A 15,767-nucleotide genomic window follows, 5' to 3' on the forward strand; every position below is an offset into this window, starting at 1 on the left:
GCCGTTCCATCGCCGGGCGACGAGAGATCACTCGACCCAGGTCCGGGCGAAGGCGTCGAAGAACTCGGCGTCGCTCTCGACACGGACGTGGCGCGCGTCCACGTTTCGGGCGGTCTCGGACACTCGCTCGACGTGACTTTCGAGGCGTTCGCTGTACGTCCGTCGCTGGGGCGACCCGAAGTACGTTCGCAACTCCAGTTCCCGCTCCAGCCCGCGGAAGATGGTGTCGCCGCTCGTCGGCGGGTCGACCTCCTCGGGTGCGAACACCTGCGCGAGGACGACGTCGTTTCGGGCCAGCGCCTCGACGCCCGCCTCGACGTCGTCGACGTCGGCCAGGAAGTCGCTGGCGACGAGGACGAGCGACCGCGAGTCGATAGTGGCGGCGTACTCCACGGGCGCGTGGTCGAAGTCCGCCTCGCCCGCCAGTTCGATCTCGTTCAGCCGGTCGATCAGCGCCAGGACCTCCCCGCGATTCGACCGGCCGGCGTCTATTCGGTCGAACCGATCCGTGAACACGGAGAAGCGGAAGTCGTTGTGTTCCGCGGCGGCCAGCGCACAGAAGCCCAGCCCGAGTTTCGCGGCGAACTCGAACTTGTGCATCTCCTCCCCACCGACGTCCATCGACGCGCTCGCGTCCAGCAGGACGTGGACGGTCAGGTCGCGCTCGGCCTCGAACTGCTTGACGTAGCGCTCGCCGGTCCGGGCGTAGAGCTTCCAGTCGACCAGACGGGTGTCGTCGCCGGGGACGTACGACCGGTAGTCGGCGAAGCGCTGGCCTTCGCCGAGTTCGGTCGAGCGTTGCTCGCCGCGCTGACGGGCGTCGGTCACCTGCGAGAGCGAGCCGTCGAACCGGTCCAGTTCGTCGAGGAACGCGGCGTCGATCATAGCAGGTCGCCGACCACGTCGTCCGGCGCAACGCCCTCGCGCTCGGCCCGGAAGTCGACGACGACGCGGTGGCGCAGGACGGGGCGGGCCATCGCCTCGACGTCGTCGGGTGCGACGTGGCTCCGGCCGGCGAGGAACGCTCTCGCCTTCGACGCGAGCACGAGGTCCATGCTGGCCCGCGGGCTGGCCCCGTAGTTCAGCCGGTCGGCCTGCCGCGTCTCCCGGACGACGCCGACTGCCCGGTCCCGGACGTCGTCGGCGATGGGCAACTGGCGGACGAGTCGCTGGGCGTCCCGGAACGACTCCGGCGTGAGCACCGGCTCGACCGGGATGTCGTCGTCGAGCCGGCGAGTGTACCGGTCGACGATTTCCGTCTCCTCGTCGTCTTCGGGGTAGTCCAGCAGTATCTTCATCGTGAAGCGGTCGCGCTGGGCCTCCGGGAGCGGGTAGGTCCCCTCCTGCTCGATGGGGTTCTGCGTCGCCAGCACGAAGAACGGCTCCGGCAGGTCGTACGTGTCCCCGGTGACGGTGACCTGTTGTTCCTGCATGGCCTCCAGCAGCGCGGCCTGGGTCTTCGGCGTCGCGCGGTTGATCTCGTCGGCGAGCACCACGTTCGCGAAGATGGGGCCAGGGTCGAAGACGAACTCCTGACCCTCCGCCGTGTCCCGGACGATGTCGGTGCCGGTGACGTCCGAGGGCATCAGGTCCGGCGTGTTCTGGACCCGGCTGAACGAGAGCGACGTGGCGTCGGCCAGGGTCTGGACGAGCAACGTCTTGCCCAGGCCGGGCGTGCTCTCCAGCAGCGCGTTGCCGTCGCACAGCATACACGCGAGCAGCTGGTCGACGACGGCCTCCTGGCCGACGATCCGCTTTCGCACTTCGTCCCGGACGGCGTCGAGCGCGTCCTGGAGTCGCTGTACCGCCTCGTCGTCGGATAGGTTCTCAGTCATCGTCGTTCTCCTCGCTCATACGGAGCGCGTACTCCCTGACCAGTTCTGGGTCCTCGACCGATCCGGGGTCGTCGTAGCCTGCACGCTCGGGCGAGATATCCTCGGCTGACGGATGTCCCGCGTTCTCGTAGCGGGCCCGCTCGTCGCCGGCCCCGGACCCCGACCGGTCCGACAGGTTCGCCGTCAGCGCCTCGTCGCCCCGCGCGACCTCGCCGGGGTCGCCGAGGACGGTACTGCCGTCGGTGTTCGAAATCGGGTCCGAGTCGAGGCTGTCGCTCGATTCCGGCGGCGGGTCGTCGGGCTGCTGGTCGCTGTCGGGCCCATCCGACCCGCCGACGGTGGGCGAGTCGGCCAGATCGAGGGCGACGCCGGCGACCGTGACGTGGATGGAGCCCACCGCGAGGACGAAGACGACCACCATCCGCAGTGCCAGTCGTCGCTCGTCCAGCAGACGCCCGCTCGACGCCTCGGACAGGCGGTCCAGCGCGTCCGCGTAGAGCCGCCGGGCCATCGTGTCGTCGTGAGCCGAGTGAGCCGCATCGCGTGCCGACCGCAGGGCGGCGCCGAGTTCGGGGTTGGCCGCCTCGAAGCGCTCGACTCCGTGCCGGCGGGCCCGGACGACGACGCTCGCCAGCCCGACTGCGAGCCCGACGACGGCCGCGATCAGGCCTTCCGTCCCGACGGGGAGGGCCGAAAACGAGGGCACGTCGACGGCGACGACGGTCAGCCCGACGTCGACGGCCAGCAACGCGAGGACGGCGTCCGCCGTCGCGAACACGGCGGCCGCCTTGTACCCCTCCCTGCGGACCTCGTCGACGGCCGCGTCGAGGGTCTCGAAATCGGTCACGATCCGCCCTCCACTTGCGATTCGAGCTCGTCGATCCGCTGTCTGAGCTCCTCGTTCTCCTGTTCTAGCTGGGTGATCTGTTCTTCCAGCGTCGCGACCTGCGTCTCCAGTTCGGCGTTGCGGGTCTCGACCTCGGTGGCTCGCTCGCGTAACTCCTCGTTCTCGGTTTCGAGCGTCCGGCGCTCTTCGCGCTCCGTGACGACGGTCCGCTCGAGTTCGGACACCTCGTCGTCCAGTTCCTCGACGCGGTCCTGGGACTCTTCGAGGTCGTCCTGGGCCTCACGTAGCTCTGCGCGAGTGGTGTTCAGTTCCCCTTCGGTCTCGTTGAGCTGCGTGATCAACGTCTGGAGGTCGTCCTGTCGCGTGGACAGGCTCTGATTGAGGTTCTCCAGCCGGGTCTGTAACTCGGTACTGTTCTCGCGCGCGGTGGCGAGTTCGGTCCGGAGCTGTTCGTTCTCCGTCCGGAGCTCCTGGTTCTGTGCCGTCACGTCGCCGACCGACGACTGGTAGTACAGCGTCGATCCACCGATGGTCGCGGCGGTGAGGACGGCCACCACGACGAGTCCGAGGTTGAGTTTCGTTCCGACGTAGCTCATGAGTCGTGCCTCCTGTGTCGTATCGTCTGGACGCGCCGGGCGCCGACTTCGAGGACGAACAGCGCGAGCGCGGCGGCCAGGAAGAGCCAGCCCCACTCGCGCTCGACGGCGCGTTCGCGAACCGACCGCTGGCGGGCGTACTCGGCGACGGCCGCCGCATCGTCCGCGTCGAACGTCCGGCCGCCCGTCGTCTGGACGGCGGCGGTCAGTGCCGGCGACTGCCCGAAGCCGGCGTGCTCGCGGGGGTAGTCGACGGCGTAGGTCGCCTCCCGAATCGTCTGGTAGCCGGCCTGGTCGTGGGTGACCGTCGCCCGGTACGCCCGCGGGCCGGTGCGGACGAACGATGGATCGTCCGTGCCCGGCCGCTCGGACCCCCGGTAGGTGATGGCCGTCCGCTCGCCGACGCGCGTGTCCGAGACGTCGGTCACGTCCGTCGCGAGGCGCTCGGGGTCGCCGACGGCCCAGTTCACCGAGCGCGTGACGGCGAGCGAGTCCGGACTGGTCAGGAGCCCGCCGAGGCGGCCGTTCCCGTCGTGGGCCGTGATGGCGACCGATCGGCCGAGCCCGTAGCGCCAGGCCGACATCGCCGGCGTACCCTCCCCGCTGGCGACGAGGTAGGTCGCGCGGTCGCGGACCGAGACGTCGTTGGCCGACCCCGGTGCGGCCGTGAACCGGACGCCCTCGGTGACGAAGTGGGCCCCGTCGACGACGGTCAGTCCGTCGCCGGAGTACTGGCGCTGGTCGTCGCCGAAGAACAGCCGGAGCCGGTTCGTCTCGCTCGCGCGGAGGTAGGTGCCCCCGCCAGCCCGCGCGATGGCGATCAACCGGCCCTCCCGTACGTTCCCGCCGACGCCGACGGTGACGACCTCGATGCCCCGCTCGGAGAGGGTCTCCGCTCTCGCCACCGCAGGCTCCCTGTTCGAGTGCCCGTCGGTGACGAGGACGACCGTCGCGTCGCCACCGTCGACCATCGCCGCGCTGCCTGCCAGGCCGACGTCGATGCTCGTCGCACCGCCGCTCTGCAGCCGGCGAATCCTGTCTCGGAGGACGTCCCGTGATCCCCAGAGCTGTCGGGGCTGCGCGATGGCGTGGGGGTTGTGGTTGAACGCGACGATTCCCACCCGGTTCTGGTCGCCCAGTTGCGAGAGGACGTCGAGCGCGAGGCCGCGCTGGACGGCCATCGACTGCTCGGAACTGCCCGAGACGTCGACGGCCAGGACGACCGTCGACTGCCGGTCTCGGTCGTCGTAGTCGACCGGCGTCAGGTCGCCGATAGGCGCGTCGCCGTATCCGCCTGCCTCGAACGCCTGCGGGCCGCCGACAGTGACCAGCCCGGTGCCGTTCACGACGGCCCGCTGGAGCGCGGCCTGGTCACCGAGCTGGCCCGCCGGCACGTCCTGGACGACGACGGCGTAGTAGCCGTCGAGGTCGGAGGGAACCGACTCGGCGCGCTCGACCGTGTATAGCTCCGAGAGGAACGACTCCAGCGGGTACGAGTCACGCGAGACGTAGAGGATCCGCGGGGGCTGGACGACGCGGACCGTCTTCCGGGAGACGTCGTTGCGGGCGAACCGGTCGTCGCCGTCGATTCTCGCTGTCACTCGGTGGCTCCCCGTCTCGGCGAAGGTGTGTTCGAACTCGACCGACTCCGCGCCGGTGACGGTCCGCTCGACGACGGTCTCGCCGTCGACAGTGACTTCGAGCGTCATCTCGGTGCCGTTCAGCCGGGTTCCATCGACGGTGACGAGGAAGCTCTCGTTCACCCCGGCGCTGACCTTGGACGGACCGGCGACACCGACGTACCGCTCCGTCTCCGTCGCGCGAACGTCGACGCTACTGATCGTCGCGTCGACCTGCCGGCCGAGTTCCGCCGCCTCGCCCAGCGACTGCCCGCCGGTGACCTGGCCATCCGAGGCGACGACGACCGTCGCGTTCGGGGCGAGCGAACTCGCGACGGCGTCGCCGACCCGCGACTCCGTCCCGGAGCCGACCGTCGTGGTGTCGACGTCGACGCCGCGCTGTTCGAGGGCCCTCGCGAGTTCGCCCGTCTCGTTGTCCGTGACCGCCATGCTCGCCGACCGGTCGACGACCAGCCGGACGGACGGCTCCTCGGAGACCGTCCGGCTCTGGACAGTGTAGGGACCGGCCAGCGAGACGACGAGGACTGTGACGAGGAACGCCCGCGAGCCGAAGAGCAGCCAGCGACGGCGGGAGCGAACCCAGCCGGCTTCCGAAGTACGGAGGACGAGCCAGCCGACGACCGCGACCAGCAGTGGGGTGACGACCAGTGCGAGCGGGCGCGCCAGCCCGACGCGGACGCCGCCGAGAGTGGTCTCGACGGCCATCAGAGGTCACCCCGCCGGCGGAGGTACGCCAGTTCGAGCAGGACGAGCAGCGTCGCCAGGGCGACGACCGCCGGCGTCAGTTCGACCGGGACCGACGCAGTACCAGTGGAGCCGTCTGACTGTCCGGCCGACCGGACCTCGTCGATGGACGGCGCCGTCACGTTGGACTCCGCCGGGTCCGCGAGCACGGCGGCGTAGCGCTGGTCGTCCACGTCGTACGTTCCGACGGCGTCCAGCGTCGCGACCGTCGTGGTCCGGTCACCCCGTGGCCCACTGACCGTCCGTTCGGACTGAAACTGCAACTTCGCGCCCGTCTCGCGGTTCAACTCGGCGACGGCCGGCCGGTCGGCGAGGTGGAACATCGCGCGTTTCCAGAAGATCGGGTAACGGACGCCCCGCTGGAACGACGAGTGGTCGGGGACGTAGCCGTAGTACAGCACCCTCCCCTCGCCGTGGGAAGCAGTGGCCAGGAGCGGCGACCCGTCGGTGTAGTTCACGAGCGCCTGGCCGCGCGTCAGGTTCGCCGCCAGCGCGCGCTCCGGCCGGGGGAACTCGAAGTTCCGGGTGAGGTCGTGGTCCGCCGGCGATTCGACGCCAGGCTGGGCGGTCATCCGTCGCGGCTCGACCGGTGAGATGGGACCCAATCCGAAGTCGGCGAGGTCCGGCTGGGCGACGACGGCGACGCCGCCGCCGTCGGCTGCGATGGCTCGAACGGTCTCGACCGTGCTGTCGAGCACTTCGCCGGCGTCCACCTGACCCACGATTGCGACGTCGTAGTCGCCGTCGACGGACGCCGGCGGCTGGGCGACGGTGAGGTCGACGCTCCCGATGACGTCCAGTGCCGTCGCGAGGTTCGAGTCGGGTTCGTTCGTCACCAGCAGTACCTCCACGGTGGGGTCGGCAGGGGCTGCGACGGGCGCGGTATCGTCGGTGGGGAACGAGTCCCCTGGCGAAAGTTCCACGGTACCGCCCCCGGCCGGGACGCCGAAGGAGAGTTCTCGGACGTCGCCGGGTTCGAGGGTCACCTCCGTCGACTGGTCGCCGAGACTGACGGTGCGCTCGGCTCGTTCGGTCCCGGTGTTGCGGACGGTGACCGACGCGCCGCGTTCGGTGACGTCGTGGCCGACGATTCCGACGTTCGCCGCGCCACCGCCGTCGAACTGCCTGAGCCGGACGTCGACGCCGTTCGCCCGGGCCGTCCGCACCGCCGACCGCCAGCCGCTCTCGTCGACGAAGTCGCTGAGGACGACGACGCGGGCGCCGTCGTCGACCGACGTGGCCGCCGTAGCTGCCCGGGAGATAGCGCCCCGCAGGTCGCCCGACGCATCGGTGACGGGCACCGTCCGGAGCGCGTCCCGCGCGTCGGCCGGGCCACCGGCGTCGACCAGCGTCCCTGCCGCCGGCGCGGTGGTCACGACAGTCGTCTCGCCGGCGACGGCGTCGCGCGCCGTCGCCCGGGCCGCGTCGAACCGGGTGCCGTCGCCCGTCTCGGTCGCCATGCTCGCGCTGGTGTCGAGCACGACCACGGTCGAGCTCCCGGCAGTCTGGCGGTCGACCGTCACGTACGGCGAGGCCAGCGCCGCCGTCAGCGCCAGCACGACGAGCACCTGGAGCAGGAAGAGCAGGTCCCGCGTCAGCCGCCGCAACACGGGGTGTGCGCCGCCGTCGTCGCGTTCCTCGGCCAGGAACCGGACCGTCGGCAGCGACAGCTCTCGCGGGTCGGGCCGCACGAGGTAGAGGATCACGAGCGGCACCAGCGCTACCAGACCGGCGAGTCCGGCGGGATCGACGAAACCGAGCTGGAGGACCATTGGCTGTCGAGGACCTGTTAATTCCCCTTGAGAGCCACCTACGAATAAAATAAGGGGATGATAAATTCCCGATTTACGCTATCGCAAGCCAGATAGTCGTCGAACCCGAGCCAGTCGTCCGGACGCCAGCGCTCAGAACTGGTAGCGCCGGTCGTCTTTCTCCTGGGCCTGCGGGAACTGGTTCGCGCCGGTCATCTCGTCGAAGGTCATCCCCGAGAGGTACTCGTCGTAGGTGCAGTCGTAGCCCGACCGGAGGTGGAAGTCCATGTTCCCCGTCTCGATGGCCGTCTGGAACAGCATGTGCACCGCGCGCCGGACGAGTTCGTCCGTGCTCTCGGGCTCCAGCGCCGTCGTCAGGAGCGCCAGTTCGTTCCGCGTCTCGCGGTCCAGCGAGACGGCGAGTTCGTCGCCGAGGTCCGAGTACTGGTCCGAGACGTCGTCAGAGAGGTCGTCGAGCGTCATACCGTGGTGTTTGCGAGAGCGCGGAAACGAGTTTCGACTACGATTGTCTGATGGTCGGTGCGTTCGTCGATTTGTCGTAGCTCAAGTGGCCTTTCGTTTTCCGCACTCACTCTATCTGTGAGTTGAACGGGTGATTCTCGGTTGTGCCAGTGAAACCAATGCCGACAGCAAGACCCAGAAAGCCCTCGGCGCGCTCCGGTCCCGCGGCCCCGCTGCGCTTCTCACTGCGTTTCGGTGCTTACGGGGCCGGGGTTCCCGGAGCCCGCCTCGCCCTTTCAGTCCCCCAGGTACCGCAGCCCTACCCTCCCCCTGGTCGGCCGACGAGACGGCCTCCCGGCCGGGCGGTTGCCGAGCGGTCAGGAAGCGTGATTCGGCGCGGACAGGGTGGCGCGAAGCGCCACCTATTGCGCGAACGGCGTCAGCCGTGAGCGACGCGCCGAATCCGGGGAGGATTGGCGGACTCAATCGCGAGCGCGTTTTATCGCGCGAGCGATGCTGAGCCTGGAGGAATGAAAGGGCGAGGCGCGGTCGGCGAAGCACGGACCCGCAAGCACCGACGGCGCGCAGCGAGTCCGCGCGAGTCGAGCGGGCCGAGGGCTTTCGAGGTATTGTCGTCTTCAGTTACGTCACCAGTTCGAACCACACCAAACGATACGTCTACACACTGTACTGACCAGAAAGCACTCGTCCAAGTTCAAAACGATCAGACGGAATCGCTAGACCCAAACCACCCAAAGGCCATCCTAGGTTCGATGAGCGAGCTGGCGGGGGAGGTACCCGACGACGTCGAGGCGGTCAGGGACGCCCTGGTAGCGTGGTACGAGGCGGACCACCGCGAGTTCCCGTGGCGGGTGACCGAGGACCCCTACGAGATACTGGTCTCGGAGGTGATGAGCCAGCAGACCCAGCTGGGCCGCGTCGTCGAGGCCTGGAACGACTTTCTGGACCGTTGGCCGACGGCGGCGGACCTGGCCGAGGCCGAGCGGGCCGACGTCGTCGGCTTCTGGACCAGCCACTCGCTGGGGTACAACAACCGGGCGAAGTACCTCCACGAGGCCGCCCGGCAGGTGACCGAGGGAGAGGTCGGTCCATCGGACCGACCTCACGATGGCGGTGAAGCCGCCGAAGTCGACGGCGAGTTCCCCGAGACCCCCGACGAACTCCAGGAGCTGATGGGCGTGGGTCCCTACACCGCCAACGCCGTCGCGTCGTTCGCGTTCAACAACGGCGACGCGGTGGTGGACACCAACGTCAAGCGGGTGCTCTACCGCGCCTTCGACGTGCCCGACGACGACGCGGCATTCGAGCAGGTGGCCCAGGCGCTCATGCCCGAGGGCGAGTCCCGCGTCTGGAACAACGCCGTCATGGAACTCGGCGGCGTGGCCTGCGAGAAGACGCCGGCCTGCGACGGGGCGGGGTGTCCCTGGCGTGAGTGGTGTCACGCCTACGAGACGGGCGATTTCACCGCACCGGACGTCCCCACGCAGCCGAGTTTCGAGGGGAGTCGCCGGCAGATGCGCGGCAAGGTCGTCTCGGTGCTGAAGGAGTACGACGAGCAGGCGCTCGACGACCTCGGCCCGCGGATCCGCGTCGATTACGCCCCCAACGGCGAGTACGGCCGCGAGTGGCTTCGGGGGCTACTCTCGGACCTGTCGGACGACGGTCTCGTCGACGTCGACGAGCGCGACGGCGAAGGCGAGGGCGAGGTCGTCGCCCGCCTCCGGCGCTGACCGCCGCCGACCTTCGCCTCCCTGCCGGTCGCGCCAGGTGCGGCGAACGACGGGTTCCGGGAGGGAACACGCCTTTCACCTGTTCACGACAACAGGGAGTCGTGAACGGCCTCCTCGTCCCCCTCGGGCTGGCGGTCGTCGGCACCGCCGTCATCTGGAAGGGGAGCGTGCTCCTCGAACGCGCCGCCGAGCGGCTGAGCAAGTACTATGGACTCCCGGTGGCCGTCCACGGCGCCATCGTTATCGCGATCGGCTCTAGCTTCCCCGAACTCAGTTCTGTCGTCATTAGCACGGTGGTCCACGACGAGTTCTCGCTCGGCGTCGGCGCTATCGTCGGCAGCGCCATCTTCAACTTGCTGGTCATTCCGGCGCTGTCGGCGCTGGTCAGCGACCGCTTGCAGGCGACCCGGGACATCGTCCACAAGGACGCCCAGTTCTACATCATCAGCGTGCTCGTCCTGTTCATCGTCTTCGCGCTCGGGGCGACGTACGTCCCCGGCGGGACGAACGAGGCGGCGATACTGACGCCGCCCCTCGCCGTCCTGCCGCTGGCGACCTACGGCATTTACGTCTTCCTCCACCAGCAGGACGCCAGCGAGCACGTGGCCACCGAATCCGTCGACGTCCGTCCGGGTCGCGAGTGGGCGATACTCGCGGTGGCCCTGGTGCTCATCGCCGGCGGCGTCGAGGGCATCGTCATCGCCGCGCTCTCCCTCGGCGAGATATTCGGCACGCCGAGTTTCCTGTGGGGGCTGACCGTCATCGCCGCGGCGACGAGCCTCCCGGACGCCATCGTCAGCGTCCGCGCCGCGCGCAACGACGAGGACGTCACCAGCATCACGAACGTCCTGGGAAGCAACACGTTCAATCTCCTCGTCGCCATCCCCGTGGGCGTCCTCCTGGCCGGGTCGGCGACCATCAACTTCCTCGCCGCCATCCCGACGATGGGGTTTCTGGCGTTCGCGACGCTCGTCTTCGTCGTCTTCACGCGGACGGACCTGGAACTCACTAACCTCGAGGCCTACGGCTTCCTGGGACTGTACGCACTGTTTCTCGTCTGGATGACGCTGGAGTCTGTCGGCATGATCGAGACCGTCCAGGGCATCTAGCGGGCACGGGCTGTGAGCGCGTCACTCGGATGCCATTCGATGGAACGCCACCGGGCTCACTGCGGCGCCGAGCCGGGGAGGAACACCGAGAGGAAGATGAGGACCATCCCGACGCCGACGACGCCGCTCTGGATCGTCCCGGAGAGCGGTCGCGACAGCTGAAAGGCGTCGTAACAGACGCCGCCGAGGACGGACCCGACGCTGAGGAACGTGAACCCGCCGGCGGTGAGCAACATCCGCTGGCTCCGTTCGCGCCGCGCCGCGCGAAACCCCTGGAACGCGACGACCAGTCCGAGGAGGACGACGACTGCTTTCACCGCCAGCAGCCAGACGTACACTCACTCCCACCCCGGTTGCATCGCGTCCCAGATCGTCCGCAATCGGTCGGGCGCGTCGTCGCGCCTGTCCACGGCTACCTGCAACGTTCCGTCGTCCAGGCTCACGGCGAGACACTCCAGGTTGGACTCGAACTTCTTGAAGTGGTTCCCGTCGGCCTGGAACTCCGTCCGCTCCCTGAGCAGGCCCAGTTCCAGCAGGTCCTCGATGCGTCGGTAGATCGTCGCGAGCGACGCGTCGCAGTAGTCGTCGAGCCCCTGAGCCGACGTGGCCCGCTGGTCCGTCACGGTGAGAATCCGCTTGACGACGTCGTCGCTGAGCAGTTCGAGTATCTGGTCGTTTCGCGGGTCGGTTTCTACCACGGCGTGACGGAACGAACCCTCCTGAGCCCTTACTTAGGCGGTGAATAGTCAGGTAGGTTCCGCTGATGGCTCAGTGATTCCAGCGCGTTCGCAGCGGCTGCGAACGTGCTACAACGTTTATTCCGAATACCGACGTGGCATCAGAATAGATAGCTACACCGATGACACCACAAATCTCCCGTCAGTTCGTTCGTGACTCGAACCGCTCGAAGCGACCACTCCCCCGGCAGGACGCCGGCGACGGTAACTGATCTCCGATGCCTACGCACGTGCTCACGTTCAAGCCCGCCATCGGTCTCTACGGGCAACACGACCCCAGTGCCGCGCTCTTCGAGGACGGGCAGTTCGTCTACGGCGTCGAGGAAGAGCGGCTCACGCGCGACAAACACGCCGTGAACACGTTTCCCGAGGAAGCCATCCAGGCCTGCCTGGACTTCCGCGACCTCGCGCTCTCGGACGTCGAGAAGGTGATACTGCCTTACGACCCGCGGCTTCGGTCGAAGGTGCTCTCTCACTACCTGCGGGACGCGGTGAGAGTACGCGACCCGGTCCGCAAACTCGCGGCGGTCGAGAACACGGCGAAGACGCAGCTCCAGGCCCAGCTGTTCCCGACGCGCCAGATCGAGTCCAGACTCGCGGCGCTGGGCGACGCCGTCCCGCCGATAGAGACCCGCTCGCACCACCTGTGTCACGCCGCGAGCGCGTTCCACCCCTCGGGCTTCGATGACGCCGTCGTCCTCACCGTCGACGCGAAGGGCGAGTACGACGCGACGGTCGTCTGGCGTGGCCACCAGAACGGGCTCGAACGCGTCCGCACGTACGAACATCCCAACAGCCTCGGGCTCTTCTTCGCCGTCGTCACCGAGTTCCTCGGGTACCGGATGTTCAACGGCGAGGGGAAGGTGATGGGGCTCGCGCCCTACGGGAACGAGAACCCGGAGATCGAGCGGACGCTCAGGTCCCTCGTCGACACGGGCGTCGACTACGACGTCACCGACCTCACGCAACGGTGGGGTACCGGCTACGGCGTGGAGCGTCTCGAGGACGCCTTCGGCCGCGACCGGAAGGAGACGCCCAAATCGTTCACCCAGTGGGAGAAGGACCTGGCGTACACCGCCCAGAAACTCCTCGAAGAGACGGTCGTCCGCATCGCGGAGACGTACACCTGGATGGAGGAGACGAGCAACCTCGCCGTCGCCGGTGGCGTCGCTCTCAACTGCAAGCTGAACAAGCGGCTCCGCGAGTCCGACGCCGTCGACGACCTGTTCGTCCAGCCCGTCGCCCACGACGCCGGACTCGCCCTCGGCGCGGGGATGCTCGAACGGTCACCCGGTGACGTCCCCGAGATGGAGACGGTGTCCTACGGGCCCGAGTACGACGGCAGCGAGATCCGGTCGCTGCTCGCCACCAACAAGATCCCCTACGCGGAACCAGCCGACGTCGAGGCGTACGTCGCCGAGCGACTCACAGAGGGCGCGCTGGTCGGGTGGTTCCAGGGCCGCCTCGAACTCGGTCCACGGGCTCTCGGCAACCGGAGCATCCTTGCCGACCCGCGAACAGCGGAGTCCCGCGACAGGGTGAACCGGTTCGTCAAACACCGCGAGGAGTGGCGACCGTTCGCCCCGTCGCTACTCGAGGAAGCGGCCGACGAGTACCTGGCCGATGGCGAAGTTGCGCCGTTCATGATAACTGCGGCCGACGTCGAGCCGTCCAGGCGCGAGGAGATTCCCGCAGTCCTCCACCCGGCGGACGGGTCGACGCGACCACAGACGGTCTCGGACCGACAGAACCCCAGGTATCACGATCTGATATCCGAGTTCGAGTCGATCACGGGCGTCCCGGTCCTCCTGAACACGTCGTTCAACGACCACGCAGAACCGATCGTCACGACACCCACCGAGGCGCTGAAGGATTTCTTCGGGATGGGCCTGGACGTTCTCGTCCTCGAAGACGTCGTGGTCGAGAAGGCCGAAGCGACCGAACGCGTGGGTGAGGACGCGTCCGAGCGGCTATCAGTCGACGGCGCCTGAGGACGCAACCGGGCGAACGACCGGTTTCGGTCAGAACGATGAAAAACCGCGACTAGATTGCTGCGAGTTCCTCTCTCTCAGGATGCATGAGGCCCGAAGAGCCATATGGAAAGACAGGCATTGTTATCAGCAGTGAGTCCGACCGTCGCCGAAACCACGTTCGTCGTCGCGGTGCTCCTGTCGAGTACGTTTATGCTGTCACTAGCGGTGTGGATTCGGTCGAACGCCGAGAGCTTCGCCGCAAATCTCATCGTCTACTGGGCGGCCACGTACCCGGTTCTCGGAGTCCTCGCCATCGCACACGCTCTTGCCCCGAACATACAGTACGCCAAGTACCTCTACAACGTGAGCGTCTCCATCAGTTCCGGCGTGCCGCTCCTCGTCTTTCTGTTCACGCTCGCGTACACCGGCCGCGCGCGATGGCTGTCGCGTCGCGTCGTCGGCGTCTTCGCCGCCTGGTACCTCCTGCTCGCGGCGATGACCATTACCAACCCCGTGTTCGGGCTGGCGTACACCGAGTACCAGGTCGTGGCGGGACCCATCACGTACGTCTACGGGATGCCGACTGGTCTCTACAGCATCGTCTCGCTCCCGCTCTGGCTGTTCATGGTGGCCCCGCCGGCGCTGCTGGGTGCCAGAGCGATGTCGGACACCGGTGTGACGCGCGCACAGACGGTGGCGCTGTTCGCGGCGTTCACCGTCCCATTTCTGGTCATGTTCCTCTGGCTGGGCCAGATACTCCCGGTCCCTGCCGACGCGGCCTTCCTGTTCGGTGCGGTCGTATCCGGGCTCTTCATCGGACTGGGGGTGTACCGGTACAACCTCTTCGACCTGGTTCCACTCGCGCGCGAGATGGTGTTCGACGAACTGAACGACGCCGTCGTCGTCGTCGACCGCGATCTCCGGCTGCTAGACTACAACAACGTCGCCATCGCCACCTTCCCGGGACTGGAGGGTGAGATCGGAACGAACGTCGCTGACCTCGTTCCCGCACTCGCCGGCGACGAGGAGTCGGACGACGACGGCCCGGTTCCGTCCTCGTTTACGTCCTACAGTGACGGCGAACCGCGCGTCTACGACGTGACGGTGTCCCACCTCCCCAGCGAGGAGAACTGTCACGGCTACGGGCTCATCATCCACGACGTCACCGAGCGGCGACGGCGGATCCGCGACCTCGAACAGCAGACCACGCAGCTCGAACGGTTCGCGAGCACGCTATCGCACGACCTCCGGAACCCGCTGAACGTCGCACAGGGGAACATCCAACTGGCGATGGACGCGGGCGCGACCGAGCGGCTCGAACGGGCAGACGACGCCGTCGAGCGCATCGAGCAGATAATCGACGACCTGCTGACGCTGTCGCGCGAGGGACGTACGATAGACGACCGGCAGTTCGTCGACCTGACCGACGTCGCCGAGGCGGCGTGGCAGACGACCGCGACGGCGGACGCGACCCTCGAGGTCGAACTGGACCCCGACACGGGCGTGTTCGCTGACGAGACGCGGTTGCAGAACGTCTTCGAGAACCTGTTCAGGAACGCCCTGTCGTTCGGAGGCGCCGGCGTCACGATCCGCGTGGGCCCCGAGGACGACGGGTTCTACGTCGAGGACGACGGGCCCGGAATCCCCCCGGCCGAGCGGGAGAGAGTGTTCGAGTACGAGTACACGACCGACAGCGACGGAACGGGCCTCGGTCTCGCCATCGTCGACTCCATCGCCAGCGCGCACGGCTGGTCGGTCCACGTGACCGACGGCCACGACGGCGGTGCCCGGTTCGTCTTCTCCGACGTCGACCTCGTCGACGGCCCCTCCTCGGCCACCGTGCAGACCGACGGCGTCGGACAGGTGGCGCCCACGAACTCCGAACTCTGACGCGGCGAGTCGGGGCCCAGACTGGTCACTCCTCGTCCGATTTCCCCGGCCAGGTGACGCCCCCCAGGAACGGGACCCCCGTCCGCTCCGCCGCACGGGAAATCATGTGCGCACCGGTCGGCACCGTCAGGAAGAGGAAGGCGATGCCGACGAGCGACGGCAGGCCGGCGCCGCCGGGACCGAAGTAGACGAATCCCGCGAGGAAGATGGAGACGGTGCCCAGCGTCGTGGGTTTGCTCGTCGCGTGCATCCGATTGTAGACGTTCGGCAACCGGAGCAGGCCGATGGTCCCGACCGTGAGGAAGAAACAGCCGACGGCGACGAGGCCGACGACGAGGAGCGATTCGATCTGCCCGACCATCAGATCCACCTCTCCGCAACCGTCGAACCGCCGAGTATCTCGCTGCCGGTGGTTGCCGCTCGCTCACTGGG

The 15,767-nt window shown here is 68.0% G+C and carries 14 protein-coding genes; 4 read left to right on the forward strand and 10 right to left on the reverse strand.

Features of this window, described 5'->3' with window-relative positions; genetic code table 11:
* Positions 1 to 27: 27 nt before the first annotated feature.
* The 7 genes from AC5FRV_RS16145 to AC5FRV_RS16175 all read right to left on the reverse strand — a co-directional run bounded on the left by AC5FRV_RS16145 (position 28) and on the right by AC5FRV_RS16175 (position 7,896).
* Positions 28 to 885 (reverse strand): DUF58 domain-containing protein, encoded by an 858-nt coding sequence (locus tag AC5FRV_RS16145; RefSeq protein WP_493562117.1) that lies wholly within the window; start codon positions 883 to 885, stop codon positions 28 to 30.
* On the reverse strand, positions 882 to 1,835 hold the full coding sequence (locus AC5FRV_RS16150) for an AAA family ATPase (protein ID WP_493562118.1): 954 nt from the start codon (positions 1,833 to 1,835) through the stop codon (positions 882 to 884). Before AC5FRV_RS16150 ends, AC5FRV_RS16145 begins: the two co-directional genes overlap by 4 nt.
* Positions 1,828 to 2,682 (reverse strand): DUF7502 family protein, encoded by an 855-nt coding sequence (locus AC5FRV_RS16155; RefSeq protein ID WP_493562119.1) that lies wholly within the window; start codon positions 2,680 to 2,682, stop codon positions 1,828 to 1,830. The genes AC5FRV_RS16150 and AC5FRV_RS16155 overlap by 8 nt, the downstream gene beginning before the upstream one ends.
* Positions 2,679 to 3,278 carry a chromosome partitioning protein gene (locus AC5FRV_RS16160; RefSeq protein ID WP_493562120.1) on the reverse strand — a complete coding sequence of 200 codons (600 nt, stop codon included), beginning with the start codon at positions 3,276 to 3,278 and terminating at the stop codon, positions 2,679 to 2,681. Before AC5FRV_RS16160 ends, AC5FRV_RS16155 begins: the two co-directional genes overlap by 4 nt.
* Complete coding sequence (locus tag AC5FRV_RS16165) at positions 3,275 to 5,623, reverse strand: VWA domain-containing protein (protein ID WP_493562121.1); 2,349 nt, start codon at positions 5,621 to 5,623, stop codon at positions 3,275 to 3,277. Before AC5FRV_RS16165 ends, AC5FRV_RS16160 begins: the two co-directional genes overlap by 4 nt.
* Positions 5,623 to 7,434 carry a DUF7408 domain-containing protein gene (locus AC5FRV_RS16170; RefSeq protein WP_493562122.1) on the reverse strand — a complete coding sequence of 604 codons (1,812 nt, stop codon included), beginning with the start codon at positions 7,432 to 7,434 and terminating at the stop codon, positions 5,623 to 5,625. Before AC5FRV_RS16170 ends, AC5FRV_RS16165 begins: the two co-directional genes overlap by 1 nt.
* Positions 7,435 to 7,566: 132 nt before the next feature.
* Positions 7,567 to 7,896, reverse strand: a complete 330-nt coding sequence (locus AC5FRV_RS16175; protein ID WP_089817839.1) for a ribbon-helix-helix protein — start codon at positions 7,894 to 7,896, stop codon at positions 7,567 to 7,569.
* Positions 7,897 to 8,648: 752 nt separating this feature from the next.
* On the opposite strand from AC5FRV_RS16175, the gene AC5FRV_RS16180 reads away from it, so the two are divergent.
* Together AC5FRV_RS16180 and AC5FRV_RS16185 are read left to right on the forward strand one after the other, a co-directional pair.
* Complete coding sequence (locus AC5FRV_RS16180) at positions 8,649 to 9,626, forward strand: HhH-GPD family protein (RefSeq protein ID WP_493562123.1); 978 nt, start codon at positions 8,649 to 8,651, stop codon at positions 9,624 to 9,626.
* Positions 9,627 to 9,727: 101 nt separating this feature from the next.
* On the forward strand, positions 9,728 to 10,735 hold the full coding sequence (locus tag AC5FRV_RS16185) for a sodium:calcium antiporter (RefSeq protein WP_493562124.1): 1,008 nt from the start codon (positions 9,728 to 9,730) through the stop codon (positions 10,733 to 10,735).
* Positions 10,736 to 10,791: 56 nt separating this feature from the next.
* Here the strand turns inward: AC5FRV_RS16185 and AC5FRV_RS16190 are convergent, their stop codons facing one another.
* On the reverse strand, positions 10,792 to 11,073 hold the full coding sequence (locus AC5FRV_RS16190; protein WP_493562125.1) for a DUF7521 family protein: 282 nt from the start codon (positions 11,071 to 11,073) through the stop codon (positions 10,792 to 10,794).
* Positions 11,074 to 11,433 (reverse strand): hypothetical protein, encoded by a 360-nt coding sequence (locus AC5FRV_RS16195; protein WP_493562126.1) that lies wholly within the window; start codon positions 11,431 to 11,433, stop codon positions 11,074 to 11,076. It abuts the gene before it with no gap.
* Positions 11,434 to 11,690: 257 nt separating this feature from the next.
* Between AC5FRV_RS16195 and AC5FRV_RS16200 the strand changes: the two genes are divergently transcribed.
* Together AC5FRV_RS16200 and AC5FRV_RS16205 are read left to right on the forward strand one after the other, a co-directional pair.
* Complete coding sequence (locus AC5FRV_RS16200; protein WP_493562127.1) at positions 11,691 to 13,463, forward strand: carbamoyltransferase family protein; 1,773 nt, start codon at positions 11,691 to 11,693, stop codon at positions 13,461 to 13,463.
* 132 nt (positions 13,464 to 13,595) lie between these two features.
* Positions 13,596 to 15,335: a histidine kinase N-terminal 7TM domain-containing protein gene (locus AC5FRV_RS16205; RefSeq protein WP_493562128.1), complete on the forward strand. Its 1,740-nt coding sequence runs from the start codon at positions 13,596 to 13,598 to the stop codon at positions 15,333 to 15,335.
* 25 nt (positions 15,336 to 15,360) lie between these two features.
* Here the strand turns inward: AC5FRV_RS16205 and mnhG are convergent, their stop codons facing one another.
* A complete protein-coding gene (gene mnhG, locus AC5FRV_RS16210; RefSeq protein WP_493562129.1) occupies positions 15,361 to 15,696 on the reverse strand; it encodes a monovalent cation/H(+) antiporter subunit G in 336 nt (111 codons plus the stop codon).
* Between the last annotated feature and the right edge of the window lie 71 nt (positions 15,697 to 15,767).

The sequence above is a fragment of the Halomicrobium sp. HArcel3 genome, from assembly GCF_058933135.1.